The organism is Candidatus Methylomirabilota bacterium (assembly GCA_036001065.1).
Classification (GTDB): Bacteria; Methylomirabilota; Methylomirabilia; order Rokubacteriales; family CSP1-6; genus MNEF01.
This window is the reverse complement of record DASYUQ010000112.1, coordinates 1-14078: the sequence shown is the minus strand read 5'-3', so window position 1 is coordinate 14078 and position 14078 is coordinate 1. Positions and strand designations below refer to the sequence as shown.

Annotated in this window: 14 protein-coding genes; 9 read left to right on the top strand and 5 right to left on the bottom strand. The window is 70.3% G+C overall.

Annotation, left to right across the window (positions count from 1 at the left end):
* Window positions 1-187 precede the first annotated feature (187 nt).
* From VGV13_10195 to VGV13_10175, 5 genes are read left to right on the top strand one after another with little or no spacing between them, the layout of a single operon-like run.
* On the top strand, window positions 188-2221 hold the full coding sequence (locus VGV13_10195) for a S9 family peptidase (GenBank protein ID HEV8641453.1): 2034 nt from the start codon (window positions 188-190) through the stop codon (window positions 2219-2221).
* Entirely contained in the window at window positions 2218-3183 is a 966-nt protein-coding gene (locus VGV13_10190) for a VIT1/CCC1 transporter family protein (GenBank protein ID HEV8641452.1), read from the top strand. Before VGV13_10195 ends, VGV13_10190 begins: the two co-directional genes overlap by 4 nt.
* Window positions 3184-3188: 5 nt before the next feature.
* Window positions 3189-4568 (top strand): alkaline phosphatase family protein, encoded by a 1380-nt coding sequence (locus tag VGV13_10185; protein ID HEV8641451.1) that lies wholly within the window; start codon window positions 3189-3191, stop codon window positions 4566-4568.
* Between the two features lie 10 nt (window positions 4569-4578).
* Window positions 4579-4722 (top strand): hypothetical protein, encoded by a 144-nt coding sequence (locus VGV13_10180; protein HEV8641450.1) that lies wholly within the window; start codon window positions 4579-4581, stop codon window positions 4720-4722.
* Window positions 4719-5399 carry an alpha/beta hydrolase fold domain-containing protein gene (locus VGV13_10175; protein HEV8641449.1) on the top strand — a complete coding sequence of 227 codons (681 nt, stop codon included), beginning with the start codon at window positions 4719-4721 and terminating at the stop codon, window positions 5397-5399. The genes VGV13_10180 and VGV13_10175 overlap by 4 nt, the downstream gene beginning before the upstream one ends.
* A gap of 8 nt (window positions 5400-5407) precedes the next feature.
* Here the strand turns inward: VGV13_10175 and VGV13_10170 are convergent, their stop codons facing one another.
* Together VGV13_10170 and VGV13_10165 are read right to left on the bottom strand one after the other, a co-directional pair.
* Complete coding sequence (locus VGV13_10170) at window positions 5408-7726, bottom strand: molybdopterin cofactor-binding domain-containing protein (GenBank protein HEV8641448.1); 2319 nt, start codon at window positions 7724-7726, stop codon at window positions 5408-5410.
* Window positions 7727-7787: 61 nt separating this feature from the next.
* Window positions 7788-8108 (bottom strand): hypothetical protein, encoded by a 321-nt coding sequence (locus VGV13_10165; GenBank protein HEV8641447.1) that lies wholly within the window; start codon window positions 8106-8108, stop codon window positions 7788-7790.
* A 157-nt stretch (window positions 8109-8265) separates the two neighbouring features.
* On the opposite strand from VGV13_10165, the gene msrA reads away from it, so the two are divergent.
* Window positions 8266-8913: a peptide-methionine (S)-S-oxide reductase MsrA gene (gene msrA / locus VGV13_10160; GenBank protein ID HEV8641446.1), complete on the top strand. Its 648-nt coding sequence runs from the start codon at window positions 8266-8268 to the stop codon at window positions 8911-8913.
* 7 nt (window positions 8914-8920) lie between these two features.
* On the opposite strand, the gene VGV13_10155 is transcribed toward msrA, so the two are convergent.
* Entirely contained in the window at window positions 8921-9550 is a 630-nt protein-coding gene (locus tag VGV13_10155) for a DUF1326 domain-containing protein (protein ID HEV8641445.1), read from the bottom strand.
* Between the two features lie 26 nt (window positions 9551-9576).
* Window positions 9577-10794 (bottom strand): MFS transporter, encoded by a 1218-nt coding sequence (locus VGV13_10150; protein HEV8641444.1) that lies wholly within the window; start codon window positions 10792-10794, stop codon window positions 9577-9579.
* A 78-nt stretch (window positions 10795-10872) separates the two neighbouring features.
* Here VGV13_10150 and VGV13_10145 point away from each other — a divergent pair, with 78 nt between their 5' ends.
* The gene (locus VGV13_10145) at window positions 10873-11190 is read left to right on the top strand and encodes a type II toxin-antitoxin system VapC family toxin (protein ID HEV8641443.1); all 318 of its coding nucleotides are present in this window, start codon (window positions 10873-10875) and stop codon (window positions 11188-11190) included.
* Between the two features lie 159 nt (window positions 11191-11349).
* Here the strand turns inward: VGV13_10145 and VGV13_10140 are convergent, their stop codons facing one another.
* Window positions 11350-11874, bottom strand: coding sequence for a Uma2 family endonuclease (locus VGV13_10140; GenBank protein HEV8641442.1), 525 nt, complete (start codon window positions 11872-11874; stop codon window positions 11350-11352).
* A 176-nt stretch (window positions 11875-12050) separates the two neighbouring features.
* Here VGV13_10140 and VGV13_10135 point away from each other — a divergent pair, with 176 nt between their 5' ends.
* Both VGV13_10135 and VGV13_10130 read left to right on the top strand, forming a co-directional pair.
* Window positions 12051-12362: a DUF3175 domain-containing protein gene (locus VGV13_10135; protein HEV8641441.1), complete on the top strand. Its 312-nt coding sequence runs from the start codon at window positions 12051-12053 to the stop codon at window positions 12360-12362.
* Window positions 12363-12414: 52 nt separating this feature from the next.
* The coding region (locus VGV13_10130; protein ID HEV8641440.1) for a glutamine--tRNA ligase/YqeY domain fusion protein at window positions 12415-14078 on the top strand (1664 nt) is incomplete at its 3' end.

Genomic DNA, 14078 nt, shown 5'->3' with positions numbered 1-14078 from the left:
GAGGACGTGGGTGCGCACGTACCCACGCTGGCCACGGCCGCTACCGACGCCGCGTTTCCGCACATTCCTCGCCAAAAGAATTTCGGATCGGGGTTAGTATCAACAAGTTGGAACGGCACTAGCGGAGCAGCACCAGCACCTATGGTGGGGGAGGCAGCCATGCGCGGAGACGAGCTGTACGTGTAGCGTGCTTTCGCCCCCCATCGCCAAGAAGATCCCCAAGATCGACCTCGTCCACGGCGACGTTCGCCAGGACGATTACTTCTGGCTCCGCCACAAGGACGATCCCGAGGTCGTGGCCTATCTCGAGGCCGAGAACGCGTACACCGACGCGATATTGAAGTCGACCGAGCCGTTCCAGCAGGCGCTCTACCAGGAGATGCTGGGCCGGATCAAGGAGGACGACCAGACCGTCCCCTACAAGCGCGGCGCGCACGTCTACTACTTGCGCACCGAGAAGGGCAAGCAGTACCCGATCTATTGCCGCAAGCACGGCCTGGACGCCCCCGAGGAGGTGACGCTCGACCTCAACCTCCTGGCCCAGGGCCACCCGTTCCTGGCGCTGGGGGCCTACGCCGCCAGCGACGACGGCCACCGCCTCGCCTACACGATCGACGTCACCGGCTTCCGCGAGTACACGCTGTACGTGAAGGACCTGAGAACGGGCCAGCTCGCTGCCGAGCGCATCGAGAAGGTCAGCACGCTGGCGTGGTCCGCCGACCCGGCGATCCTCTTCTACGTCACCGAGGACCACGCCAAGCGCCCGTACCGTCTGTGGCGCCACCGGCTGGGCGCCGCCACCGACGACCTCCTCTACGAGGAGGCCGAGGAGCTGTTCAGGCTCCACCTCCGGCGCTCGCGGAGCCTGGCCTTCGTGTTCGCCACCTCGGCGAGTCTCACCTCCACCGAGGTGCGCTATCTGCCGGCCGCCGAGCCGGGAGCGCCGTGGACCATGCTCCTGCCGCGGGAGAAGGATCACGAGTACGACGTGGACCACGGGGGCGGCCTCTTCTACATCCGCACCAACGGCGGGGGCCTCCGCAACTTCCGCCTCGTCGCCGCCCCCGTCGCCGACCCGCGGCCGGCTGGCTGGACGGAGCTGATCCCCCACCGCGAGGAGGTCATGCTGGAAGACGTGGACGTCTTCGCGGATCGCTACGTCGTCCACGAGCGGGAAGACGGCCTGACCCGGCTCCGCGTCACCGACTTGCGCGACGGCGCCTCCCATCACATCCAGTTCCCGGAGCCCGCCTACGAGATCGACCCCGAGCCCAACGCCGAGTTCGTGACGTCGCGCTATCGCTTCCGCTACCAGTCGTTCGTCACGCCGTCGTCGGTCTACGATTACGACGTGGCGACGCGCGCGCTGACGCTCCTCAAGCGGACGGAGGTCCTGGGCGGCTACGACCCCGCGCGCTACCGCCTGGAGCGCCGGTACGCGACGGCCCCCGACGGCACCCGGGTGCCCATCTCGCTGGTGTGCGGGGCCGACGCGCCTCGCGACGGCACCAGCCCGTGCTTCTTATCCGGCTACGGCGCCTACGGCATCCCGTACCCGGTGACCTTCTCGTCGAACCGGCTGAGCCTGCTCGAGCGCGGCATCACCGTGGCCGTCGCCCACGTGCGCGGCGGCGGCGAGCTGGGCAAGCGCTGGCACGACGACGGCCGCATGCTGGCCAAGCGCAACACTTTCACGGACTTCATCGCGGTGGCGGAGTTCCTCGTCAAGGACGGCTACACCGCCCCCGAGCGCCTGATCATCGAGGGCGGCAGCGCCGGCGGCCTGCTGGTGGGCGCCGTCCTCAACATGCGCCCGGACCTCTGCGCGGCGGCCGTGCTGCGGGTGCCGTTCGTGGACGTGATCAACACCATGCTCGACGCGTCGCTGCCGCTGACGGTGGCCGAGTTCGAGGAGTGGGGCAATCCCAAGATCCTCGAGCACTACCGCTACATGAAGACCTACTGCCCCTACACCAACATCGCGGCCCCGCGCTACCCGACCATGCTGGTGCGGACGTCGCTGAACGACAGTCAGGTGATGTACTGGGAGCCGGCCAAGTACGTGGCCCGGCTCCGCGCCACCAAGACCGACGACCACCCGCTGCTCTTCAAGATCAACATGGCCGCCGGCCACGGGGGCGCCTCCGGCCGCTACGATGCGCTGCGGGAGGCCGCCTTCGACTACTCGTTCATCCTGACCCGGCTGGGACAGCGATCGTGACCGCGCCCGCGGCGGCGCCCGATCGCAAGCTGGGCGCGAAGCTCATCCTCGACGAGCTCTTCGACCTCTCCCTCTACACGGCGCTGCGGGACGTCAGCACCGGCGACGTCCAGAAGACGCTGGACGAGCTGATCGCGATCGAGACGACGCACTTCAACTTCTGGCAGGACTTTTTCCAGCTCCGCATCACGCGCCTCGATCCGGGGCGCCGCCTCAAGCTCTGGCTCGTGCATCTGGCCTGCCGGCTCTTGGGGCCGCTGGCGGTCCAGCTCGTGCTGGAGGCCATCGAGGTGTACGGCGTGCGGAAGTACCTCTCGCTGTGGGACGCCTACCAGGGCGGGCCCCTCGGCGAGGCCGTGCGCGGGATCCTCGAAGACGAGCTCAAGCACGAGGACCGGGTGGTCAGCGAGCTGACCGCGCGCAAGATCAACCCCCGGCGGATCCGCGACATCTTCCTGGGCATGAACGACGGCCTGGTGGAGATCCTCGGCGCGGTCAGCGGATTCTTCGGCGCGTTCGGGAACCCCGCCCTGGTCCTCATCGCCGCCTCCACCACGGCGGTGGCCGGCTCGCTCTCCATGGCCGCCGGCGCCTACGTCGCCTCCAGCTCCGAGCAGGAGGTGGCGCGGACGGAGCGGCGGCGGGCGCGCTTTCTGGGCACCGAGGCTTCCGGGGTGGCCACCGCCGACCGCGCCTGGGTCTCCGCGCTCTTCGTCGGCGTCAGCTACTTCGCGGGGGCGCTCGTCCCGGTGCTCCCCGTCCTCCTGGGCGCGCCGAGCGCGCTGGCCTCCCTCGTCGCGGCCGGCGCCATGATCATGGCGGTCTCGCTGGTCCTGGCGTTCCTGTCCGGCATGGATGTCCGCCGGCGTGTGCTCACCAATCTCGTCATCATCGCCGCGGCCGTGGGCGTCACCTATGGGATCGGCGTCCTGGTCCAGACCATCTGGGGGATCTCGCTATGAGGAGCATGGACCGCGTCCGGCTTCTCACTGCCGCCGTCGTCTGCCTGCTGCTGGTCGCCTGCAGTGCCGCGCTCAACGGCGACGGCGCGCTGCGCGGCGATCACGCGCCCTTCGATCACATCGTCGTGCTCTTTCTCGAGAACCGCTCGTTCGACCACCTGTTCGGCACGTACCCGGGCGCCGAGGGGCTGGCCAGCTACGTGGGCAGCCAGGCGGACAAGAACGGCGTGACGTACCCCACGCTGCCGGCGCCGCTCGGGCGCGACGGCCAGCCCGACCCGCGCTTCCCCGACGATCTCCCCAACGCGCCGTTCCCGCTGCTGCACTTCGTGGGGCCTTTCGACCAGACCAACAATCCGGTCCACCGCTTTCATCACATGCAGCGGCAGTACGGCGCCGGCGTCGACGGCGTGGCCATGGGCAAGTGGGTGACCGAGGGGACGAGCGGCGGGATCACCATGGGCTATTACGACCGCTCGGCCGTGCCCGTGCACTGGCGTCTGGCCGACGAGTTCGTCCTCCTCGACAACTACTTCCAGGGGATCCACGGCGGCTCGTTCGCGAATCACTTCTATCTGATCTCGGGGACGCTCGCGCGGTACCAGCAGGCGCCGGCCGCCGAGCGCATCGAGCTCGGGCCCGGCGGGCGCGTGGTGAAGGACGGAGAGGTCGATCCCGAGGGCTACGTCGTGAACAACCTCGACCCGCCCTATCCGCCGCAGCGCGTGCAGCATATTCTGAAGTCCCCCCAGACCGTGCCCACCATCGCCGACCGGCTCGACGCGGCCGGTGTCACCTGGGCGTGGTACGCGGCCGGCTGGGCCGCGGGCACCGACGCCGTCCGCCACGGCCTCATGCCCCACCACAATCCCTTCCAGTACGTGAAGCGCATCATGGAGACGCCGCACGGGCGCGCCCACATCCGCGACGTCGAGGACCTGGTGAGCGCGCTGCGCGGCGGGGGCCTGCCGGAGGTCGCCTTCGTCAAGCCGGCCGCGCGGGACAACGCGCACGCGGTGTCCTCCACCGTCGGGGCCGGGGACCGGTGGCTCCGCGAGGTCCTGCGCGAGCTCATGGCCAGCCGCTACTGGCCCCGCCTGGCCGTGGTGATCACCTACGACGAGGGCGGGGGATGGTTCGATCACGTGCGCCCGCCGGTGATCGACCGCTTCGGCCTCGGTTCGCGCGTGCCGGCGTTGATCGTCTCGCCCTACGCCAAGCGCGGCTACATCGGCCACCGCCAGTACGATCACGCCTCGATCCTGAAGCTGATCGAGTGGCGCTTCGGACTCGAGCCCCTGACCGACCGTGACCGGCGGGCGCAAGCGTTTCTGGAAGCCTTCGACTTCTCCCGCCCTCCCCGCGCGCCGATCGATCTTCCGTGAGCTCACCGCCGTGGTGAAGAAGCTGGTAAAGCTCCTTGACCGTTATCTGCTTGAGCCCGTGCGTACCCGGCGCCGTCGCGCGCGGCTGCGGAAGATTGTTGAACAAGCCCACCGTGAATACGGCGACGTCTTCAAGCGCTTGGGCGACTCGTGAGCAAGCCTGATCTTCTGGAGGCGGTCGAGATCGAGACCGGGCCCGCGCCCCGGGCGGCGGTCGTCTGGATGCACGGCCTCGGCGCCGACGGCCACGACTTCGTGCCCCTGGTGCCCGAGCTGGATCTGCCGGAGACGCTGCCCGTCCGCTTCGTCTTCCCTCACGCGCCGCCGCGGCCGGTGACGATCAACCGCGGCTACGTCATGCGCGCCTGGTACGACATCCGGGGCGACACGGGCGAGCGGCGCGCGGACGAGGCGGGCGTGCGAGACTCCCACCAGCGGATCGAGGCGCTGATCGAGCGCGAGAAGGCGCGGGGGATCGCGGCGGCGCGCATCGTCCTCGCCGGCTTCTCCCAGGGCGGCGCCATGGCGCTGCACACCGGGCTGCGCTACCCCGAGCGCCTGGCCGGGATCATGGCGCTCTCGTGCTTCTTGCCGCTAGCCGACGCGCTGGCCGCCGAGGCCAGCCCGGCCAACCGCGACGTCCCCATCTTCATGGCTCACGGGACGGAGGACGCGACCATCCCCATCGCCCGCGCGCGCCAGTCGCGCGACCGGCTGCTGGAGCTGGGCTACCGGGTGGAGTGGCGCGAGTACCGGATGCCGCACTCCGTGTGGGCCGAGGAGATTCGCGACATCTCGGGCTGGCTGCGCACGATGCTCGGCGCGCGCTGAGCGCCGGCTCAGACGGCGCCCTTCAGCGCCCGCCACACGCGCTCCGATCTCAACGGCATGTCGAGATGCCGCACGCCGAAGGAGCGTAGCGCGTCCACCACCGCGTTGACGATGGCCGGCGTCGAGCCGATGGTCGCCGCCTCCCCGATGCCCTTGGCGCCGAGCGGGTTGAAGGGCGTGGGCGTGACCGTCTCGGCGGTCGTGAACGACGGCAGGTCGTCGGCGTGGGGGACGGCGTAGTCCATGAGCGACCCCGTCAGGAGCTGACCGTCCTCGCCGTACACGAGCGTCTCCAGCAGCGCCTGGGCGATCCCCTGGGCCAGGCCGCCGTGGACCTGGCCGGCGACGATCATGGGGCTGATGCGGAAGCCGCAGTCGTCGACCGCGACGAAGTCGCGGACGCGCACGCAACCGGTTTCGCGGTCGGCCTCGACCACGGCCACGTGGGCGCCGAAGGGGTACACGAGCTGCGGCGGACGGAAGAAGTCGGTCGCCTCCAGGCCCGCCTCCATCCCCTCCGGCAGCGCGCTGCCGTAGGCGTGGGCGGCGATCTCGGCCAGGGTGACGGTGCTCGTCGGCGCGCCCCGCACCCCGTAGCGCCCGTCGGCCAGCACGATGTCTTCGGCCGCCGCCTCCAGCATGCGGGCGGCGATCCGCCGCGCCTTGTCCTGCACCTTCAGCGCCGCGTTGAGGATCGCGGTGCCGCCGACGGCGAGGCTGCGACTGCCGCCGGTGCCGTTGCCCATCGGCGTGTTGAGCGTGTCGCCGTGGCGGACGACGACCTTGTCGAAGTCCACGCCCAGGTAGTCCGCGATGATCTGGGAGAAGGTGGTTTCGTGGCCCTGCCCGTGGGCGGAGGTGCCCGTGTAGGCGGTGACGGTGCCGCCCGGCTCGACGCGCACCACCGCGCTCTCGAAGGGGCCGAAGCCGCACATCTCTACGTAGCACGCGATGCCGACGCCGAGGAGGTGGCGGTCGCCGCGCTCCAGGCGCTGCCGCTGCTCCTTGCGCAGGTCGTCGATGCGGGCCAGCTCGAGCGCCTTGCTGAGCGCGCGGTCGTACTGGCCGCTGTCGTAGCGCTGGCCGGTCGGCGCCTGGTAGGGGAAGGCGTCGGGCGGGATGAAGTTGCGCCGGCGCACCTCCTCGGGCGTCCGGCCCAGCTCGGCGGCGACGAGGTCGATGAGGCGCTCGACGTAGTAGGCGGCCTCCGGACGGCCGGCGCCCCGGTAGGCGGCGACCGGCGTCGTGGTGGTGAACACGCAAGTGGAGCGGAGGTCCACGCTCGGGATGCGGTAGACCCCCACGCCCATCATGAGCGTGAGATCGGGGATGAACGTGAAGATCGGGTAGGCGCCGAGGTTGGCCACGACGTGCATGCGGAGCGCCGCGATGGTGCCGTCGTCCTCCACGGCGGCCTCGAGGTCGGCGACCTGGTCGCGCCCGTGCGTGGTCGCCAGCATGTGCTCGGTCCGCGTCTCCACCCAGCGCACGGGAATGCCGAGCAGCCGCGCGATGACGGCCAGCGCCGCGTCCTCGGGGTAGACGCCGAACTTCACGCCGAACCCGCCGCCCACCTCGGGCGCGATCACGCGCACCAGGTTCTGGGGCAGGCGGAGGGCGCCGGCCAGATCGTTGCGGAAGGAGTGCGGGGCCTGGTTGGTCACCCACAGGGTGAGGCCGCCGGTGGCGGGATCGGGCGCGGCGAGGGCTGCCCGCCCCTCCAGCGGCACGCCGCAGAGGCGCTGGCTGACCATGCGCTGGCGGACGACGCGCCGGGCCCGGGCGAAGACGCGGTCCGGCTCGCCGGCCTTGATCTGGTTTTCGTGCTCGACGTTGCGGGGCGCGTCGTCGTGGAGCAAGGGCGCCCCGTCGGCCATGGCCGCGAAGGGGTCGATCACGGCGGGCAGCGGCTCCCAGTCCACGCGCACGTCCTCGACGGCATCGCGGGCGGCCGCCTCCGACGTCGCGACGACCGCCGCCACCGCCTCGCCCACGTAGCGCACGCGGTCCAGGGACAGCGCGCAGTGCTTGCGTCCGCCGCCGTCCGTTCCCTGACCGCCCTCGCCGGCGCCGGCCACGGGAAGCGGCGCGCAGTGAGCGCGGATGTCCTGGCCCGTCAGGACGGCGCGCACGCCGGGGCGCCGGAGCGCCGTCGACGGGTCGATCCGCCGAATGCGCGCGTGCGCGTGAGGGCTCCGGACGAACGCCACGTGGTGCAGGCCCGGCAGCACGATGTCGCCGACGTAGGACGAGCGGCCGGTGACGAGTCGCGGGTCCTCCTTGCGCTTGACCTCCGCCCCCATGAGCTTCGATGGAATGGTCGCCATCTCGATCCTCCCGCCGGCCGCGGTCAGCCCGCTCGGCCTCCCAAGTGTGCCACGGGCGTCATCATCGCGCCTGCCGCCGGTGGCCGTGACCGAAGAAGCCGCCCCGGGGACGCCCGTGGGCGTGGTAGTGGTCGGGGATGTTGCGCATGTGCTCGTCCACCCAGAACTCTCCGAGCTCGGCCGCGGCGACCTCGCACAGGCGCTCGTGCATGTGCGCCAGGTGCTCGGCGGGGGGATCCACGCCGTGGTAGCGCCAGACCACCATGGGCACCGCGCAGATCTCGCATTCCGCGATCCAGCAGATCGCGTCCTCGTAGTGCCAGGGGGTGATCTTTTCGGCCCGGCAGAGCTGGCATCCGTCCACGCGAGAGAAGTGGCGCATACCTGTTTCGTAGGCTCGCCTCGGACGCGGGGATCGTTACTCTGCTCGCCTCGCACGCCGGGGCCCCAGCCCCGGTCCGTGCTGCGGCTCGCCCTGCGGCCCCCGGCCGTCCTGCGGCTCGCACTACCTGTACTATAGGTCGCGGGAGGACAGAACGATGGGCTCGAAGCTCGTGATCCCGACGCGAGAGCAAGCGCTACCCGGCCGCGCCGAGCGCATGCCGGTGCCCGCCAAGCACTACGTCAACGGCAATCCGCTGGAGCCGCCCTTTCCGGCGGGCCTCGAGATGGCGACGTTCGGCCTCGGCTGCTTCTGGGGCGCCGAGAAGCGGTTCTGGGCGATCCCCGGCGTCTACTCGACGGCCGCGGGCTACGCCGGCGGCCTCACGCCGAACGCGACCTACGAGGAGCTCTGCACCGGGCTCACCGGCCACGCCGAGGTCGTGCGCGTGGTGTTCGACCCGAAGATCGTGAGCTACGGCGCGCTCCTCAAGGCGTTCTGGGAGAGCCACGATCCCACCCAGGGCATGCGCCAGGGCAACGACGTCGGCACCCAGTACCGCTCGGCCCTCTACTGCTACTCGCCCGAGCAGCGGAAGCTCGCCGAGGCCGCGCGCGACGCCTACCAGCGCGTGCTCGCCGAGGCCGGCTACGGACGAATCACCACCGAGATCGCCGAGGCGCCGGAGTTCTTCTACGCCGAGGACTACCACCAGCAGTACCTCGCCAAGAAGCCGTGGGGCTACTGCGGCCTGGGCGGCACCGGCGTGGCCTGCCCGAGCGGGCTCGGCGAGGCTGTTCGGTAAGCAACGGCTACCCGCCGGTCCATTCGAAGGCGGCATAGTGGCTGTTGCGGCCGGTGTGGTTCCACACGAAGGTGTGGTCCTTGTAGGACGAGCGCGTGGCCCGGGCGGCGGCCAGGCGCGGCGAGACGAAGTGCTTGACGTTCTCGAGCCAGACCTCTGACTTTCCGTCGCGTCCTTCGAGGCCCTCGATCTCGACGTCCAGGATCCCCGGGATCGACGCCGAGCGTCGCCGTCCCTCCTGGCCGAAGCGGATCGGCGCCACGCGGGTCGGCAGCCAGGTCGAGATGAAGCTGGTCACGACCGCCATCACGCCGCCGGCGCGCCCGGTGAAGATTGCCTCCAGCCCCTGGCGCTGCTCCGCGCTGGCCCGCTCGTCAAGGTAGAGCCCGGCCGTCCAGTTGCCGTCGCCCATCACGCCCGGCGTGTGCACCACGAGCGCCGCGTGAATGCTGTCGAGGCGCGTGGGGCCGTACGCGCCTGACTCGATCTGGAAGACCAGCGGCACGTCGCAGTGGCCCTGGGTCGGGCGCGCCAGGGCGCCGCCTCGCGCGCCTCGAGGGCCGAGCAGGCACGGACACAGGAGCTCGCAGTTGCAGCTTTCCAGGTACTCGCCCTTGATGCGCCACTTGTCGGCCATACGCCCTCCTCCACCCGGGCCCTAGCCTACTCTCGGTGTGTCTCCCGCGTCCGCACGGCAAAGACGCCGAAGCCCGCCACGACGAGCACGGCGGTCAGCAGCCAGAACACGGGCTCGTAGCCGCCCAGCGCCACCTGCAGAAAGGCGGCGCCCACGGGCGCGAGGGCCCGAGCGCCGTTGGCCCCCAGCGCCACCGCGCCGCTGATGCTCCCGTAGTGGCGAGGCCCGAAGATCTCGGCGATCGTCGTCGCCCGCGCCAGCGTGGACATGCCGTTGGCCGCGCCCAGCACCACCACCATCGGCACCAGCGTGGGCAGCCGCGCGGCGAGCGCGAGCTGGGCGAGCCCCAGCGCCTGGCCGAAGAAGATCGCCGCCGTCGCCGCGCGGTGGCCGAAGCGCACGGCGATCGGCGCGAAGACGAGCCGCGCCGGCACCTGCATGGCGCCCAGCCAGCCGATCATCACCGCTGCCAGGGTCGGCGTGTAGCCGCGGTCGCTGAGGTAGGGGATGAGGTGCACGGTGACGGAGTTGGTCGTGAAGTTGCCGAAGAAGAAGGCGACGGCCAGCACCCAGAACACCCCCGTCCGTGCTGCCGCGCCGAGCGTGAGCCCGGGCACGCGCGACTCGACCCACTCCACGCCGGCCGCGCGGCTCTCCCCGCGCGGAGGCCGCCGCAGCACCAGCGCGTGGATGGGGATCGTCACCACGGCGAGGATCGTCGCCAGCACGAGCAGCGTGGTCCGCCAGCCGAACCGCTCGACCAGCCAGGCCTCGGTGGGCATGAAGATCGTGCTGGCGAAGCCGGCGGCGAGTGTGACCGTCAGGAGCGCTCGATCGCGGTGGCCGGTGGCGAACCAGCCCACCACGGCCGCGAAGGCGGGCTCGTAGAGCGTGGCGGCCAGCGCCAGGCCCATCGCGCACCAGACCGCGTAGAGCGCGGGCAGGCTCTCCACGCGTGACCAGACGAGCAGCAGCCCGACCGCCAGGCACGAGCCGAGCGTCATGAGCGCGCGGGCGCCGTGCCGGTCGATCCAGCGCCCCACCGGTAGCGCGGCCAGCGCGGCCACGCCCATTCCCACCGAGAAGGCGCCGGTCAGCTCAACGCGCGAGAAGCCCAGCTCGGCCTCCATCGGCCGGAGCATCACCGGGAAGCCGTAGTAGAGGATGCCCCACGACACGGTCTCGGTGACGCAGAGGCCGGCCACGACGACCCAGCCGTAGTCGAGGCGCGCGAGCGAGGGCACAGACGGCCAACTCTAGAGACGGGTCGCGGCGGCGTCAACTCTGACGGTATGCGGCCGCGACTTGCTTTGATGACCTACGTGGAAACACGCGCGGCGCTCGCCCGGCGGCGCCATGCGGGGGGGCTCACACCGGCCGAGCACCGGCGGGTGCTCGAGGACCTGGAAGGGCACTGGGGGCGGTACGCGCGGCTCGAGCTCGCCGAAGATATGTTGATCGATGCGGCGCGCTTGGCTGAGGTCCACCGGCTCCGAGCCTACGACGCCGTCCACCTCGCTTCGGCGGTGATTTTGGCGAGGCGTCCCGGAGGGGAGACGCTGTTCGTGTCGTGGGACGATCAGCTCGACGCCGCGGCGGCGCGCGAAGGACTGCGGCTGGTTCGTCGCAGGCGACGTTAAGGGGGTGGTCATGAAAGACAATGTCAAGACGTCTCGCAAGCGCGTCTTCGGCTGTATGGCGGGCACCGCGAACATCGTCGGCGACATAGAGGCTCCCGTCGTGCCGCAAAGGGCTTGGAAGGGAGAGCGACGCCGATCCCGAGACAGGGGCCGGCGAGGTTAGGGGAGGAGGTCGGCGACACGGATTCGGGCGCGCGGCGCGGCGAGCGGCGAGACGACCGCGTTCCGCTTGAAGAGCCGCACGCTCGCGTACTTCCACCCGAAGCGGCGGGACGGCTCGGGCACCGGCTGGCGATAGACCTCGAGCACCTCGTCCACGAGGTTCACGATCCAGTAGTCGGCGATGCCTGCACGGGCGTAAAGGCCGCCTTTCCACAGGCGATCCTTCGCCAGCGACGTCTCGGCGACCTCCACGGCAAGCACGGGTTTGGAGGGATGTCCCCGACGGTAGTCCCAGGGCCGTCCGGCCACGACCGCCAGGTCGGGCTCGGGCTCCGATGTGTCGTCCAGGGCGACAGGTGAGCCCACCCGAACGTGATAGCGCGCACCGAATGCCCGCTCGAGCGCCCGATGAGCCGCCGCCACCGCGGCGGCATGGACGTTGCCCTGCGGCTCCTTGATGACGAGCAGCCCGTCGAGCAACTCAACCCGGTCGTGCGAGTCGAAGGCGCCCTTCTTTACCATCCGCTCGTACCTGATCCTGGGTATTCGCCACAATGGGAGGGGAGGCATCTTGACGTCGCGCGTGCTCATGAGTTGCGGCCACGATACCGCGAAAGGCGCCGATCCCTCAATGCATCTTCCTGGATGCGCCGACGGCACGCGGGCTGCAAGGCCGGGGCGGTGGGAGGTGCTGACCTATGGCACGACGAAAGACGACCAGGCGCAAGCAGTCGAAGCGCGAGAGCTGGGTGCAGCGGGTCCGGGAGACCTCGGATGCGATGGACCTGCCGCTCGGGATCTTCAAGCGGTCGCCGAAAGAGATCGCCCGCGGGCTCAAGCAGTCGGTGCTCCGCAGCCGCCGCACCAAGGGGACGAAGTTCCAGTCCGCCATGTCCATGCTGGGGCGGAGCCTCGCTCGGCAGGACCGCCAGCGCCTGGAGGCGGCCAAGATCGAGCTGCGCCGCATCTTCGGCCGGCAGCCGCGCGGGCGCGCCAGGAGCGCGGCGTAGGCGGGGTGGCCCGGCATAGGGCGGGCGGCCCCGGGATGGTACCATCTCGGGAATGAGCGAGCCGCCGCCCAAACCTTCCAACTTCATCCGCGACGCGGTCATCGAGGACCTCCGGTCCGGGCGCTACCAGAGCGTCGTCACCCGCTTTCCGCCCGAGCCCAACGGCTACCTGCACATCGGCCACGCCAAGGCCATCTGCCTGGACTTCGGGCTGGCCCAGGAATTCGGCGGGCGCTGCCACCTGCGCTTCGACGACACCAACCCGACGAAGGAGAGCCAGGAGTACGTGGACGCCATCATCCGCGACGTGCGCTGGCTCGGCTTCGACTGGGGCCAGCATCTCTACTACGCCTCCGACTACTTCCAGCAGCTTTATGACTGGGCGGAGCAGCTCATCAGGGCCGGCCGGGCCTACGTGGATGACCTCGCGGGCGACGAGATGAGCGAGTACCGCGGCACGCTCACCCAGCCCGGCAAGCCGAGCCCATACCGCAACCGCTCGGTCGAGGAAAACCTGGACCTCTTCGAGCGCATGCGGCGTGGCGAGTTCGAGGACGGCACCAGGACCCTGCGCGCCAAGATCGACATGGCCCACCCGAACCTGAACATGCGCGATCCCGTCATGTACCGGATCCGCAAGACCTCGCACCACCGCACCGGCGACACGTGGTGCATCTACCCGATATACGACTGGGCCCACGGCCAGTCGGACTCCATCGAAGGCGTCACCCACTCGCTCTGCACGCTGGAGTACGAGGACCACCGCCCGCTCTACGACTGGTACCTCGACACGCTCGGCATCTACCACCCGCGCCAGATCGAGTTCGCGCGCCTGAACCTCTCCCACACGGTGATGAGCAAGCGGAAGCTGCTCACGCTGGTGGAGGAGGGCGTGGTCAGTGGCTGGGACGACCCGCGCATGCCGACTCTGGCCGGGCTGCGCCGCCGCGGCTACACACCCGAGTCCATCCGCGACTTCGCCGACCGCATCGGCATCGCCAAGGCCGACAACCTGGTGGACGTGGCGCTGCTCGAGCACTGCGTGCGCGAGGATCTCAACAAGCGCGCGCTGCGGCGCATGGCCGTGCTGCGGCCGCTGCGGCTGGTAGTGGAGAACTTTCTCGAAGGCCGGGTCGAAGAGGTCGAGGCCGTCAACAACCCCGAGGACCCATCGGCCGGCACCCGTCGCGTTCCGTTTGGGCGCATCCTTTATATAGAGCAGGACGACTTCCGCGAGACCCCGCCGCCCAAGTACTTCCGGCTCTCGCCCGGCGTCGAGGTACGCCTGCGCTACGCCTACATAATCAAGTGCACCGGCTTCACGCGCGCGGCGGACGGCTCGATCGCCGAGGTGCGCTGTGTCTTCGACGAGGCTTCGCGCGGCGGCGACGCGAAGGGCCGCAAGATCAAGGGGACCATCCACTGGGTGTCGGCTCAGCACGCCGTGGACGGCGAGGTGCGGCTGTACGACAACCTGTTCTCCGTCCCCAAGCCCGACGAGGAGGAGGACTTCAAGAGGGCGCTGAACCCCACCTCGCTGGAGGTCCTGCGCGGCTGCAAGCTGGAGCCGTCTCTGAAGGCCGCCGCCCCCGAGTCCCGCTTCCAGTTCGAGCGCCAGGGCTATTTCTGCGTGGACTCGCGGGACTCGACGCCGGGGAAGTTGGTGTTCACCCGGACGGTTGGGTTACGGGATACCTGGGCGAAGATCGAGAAGGC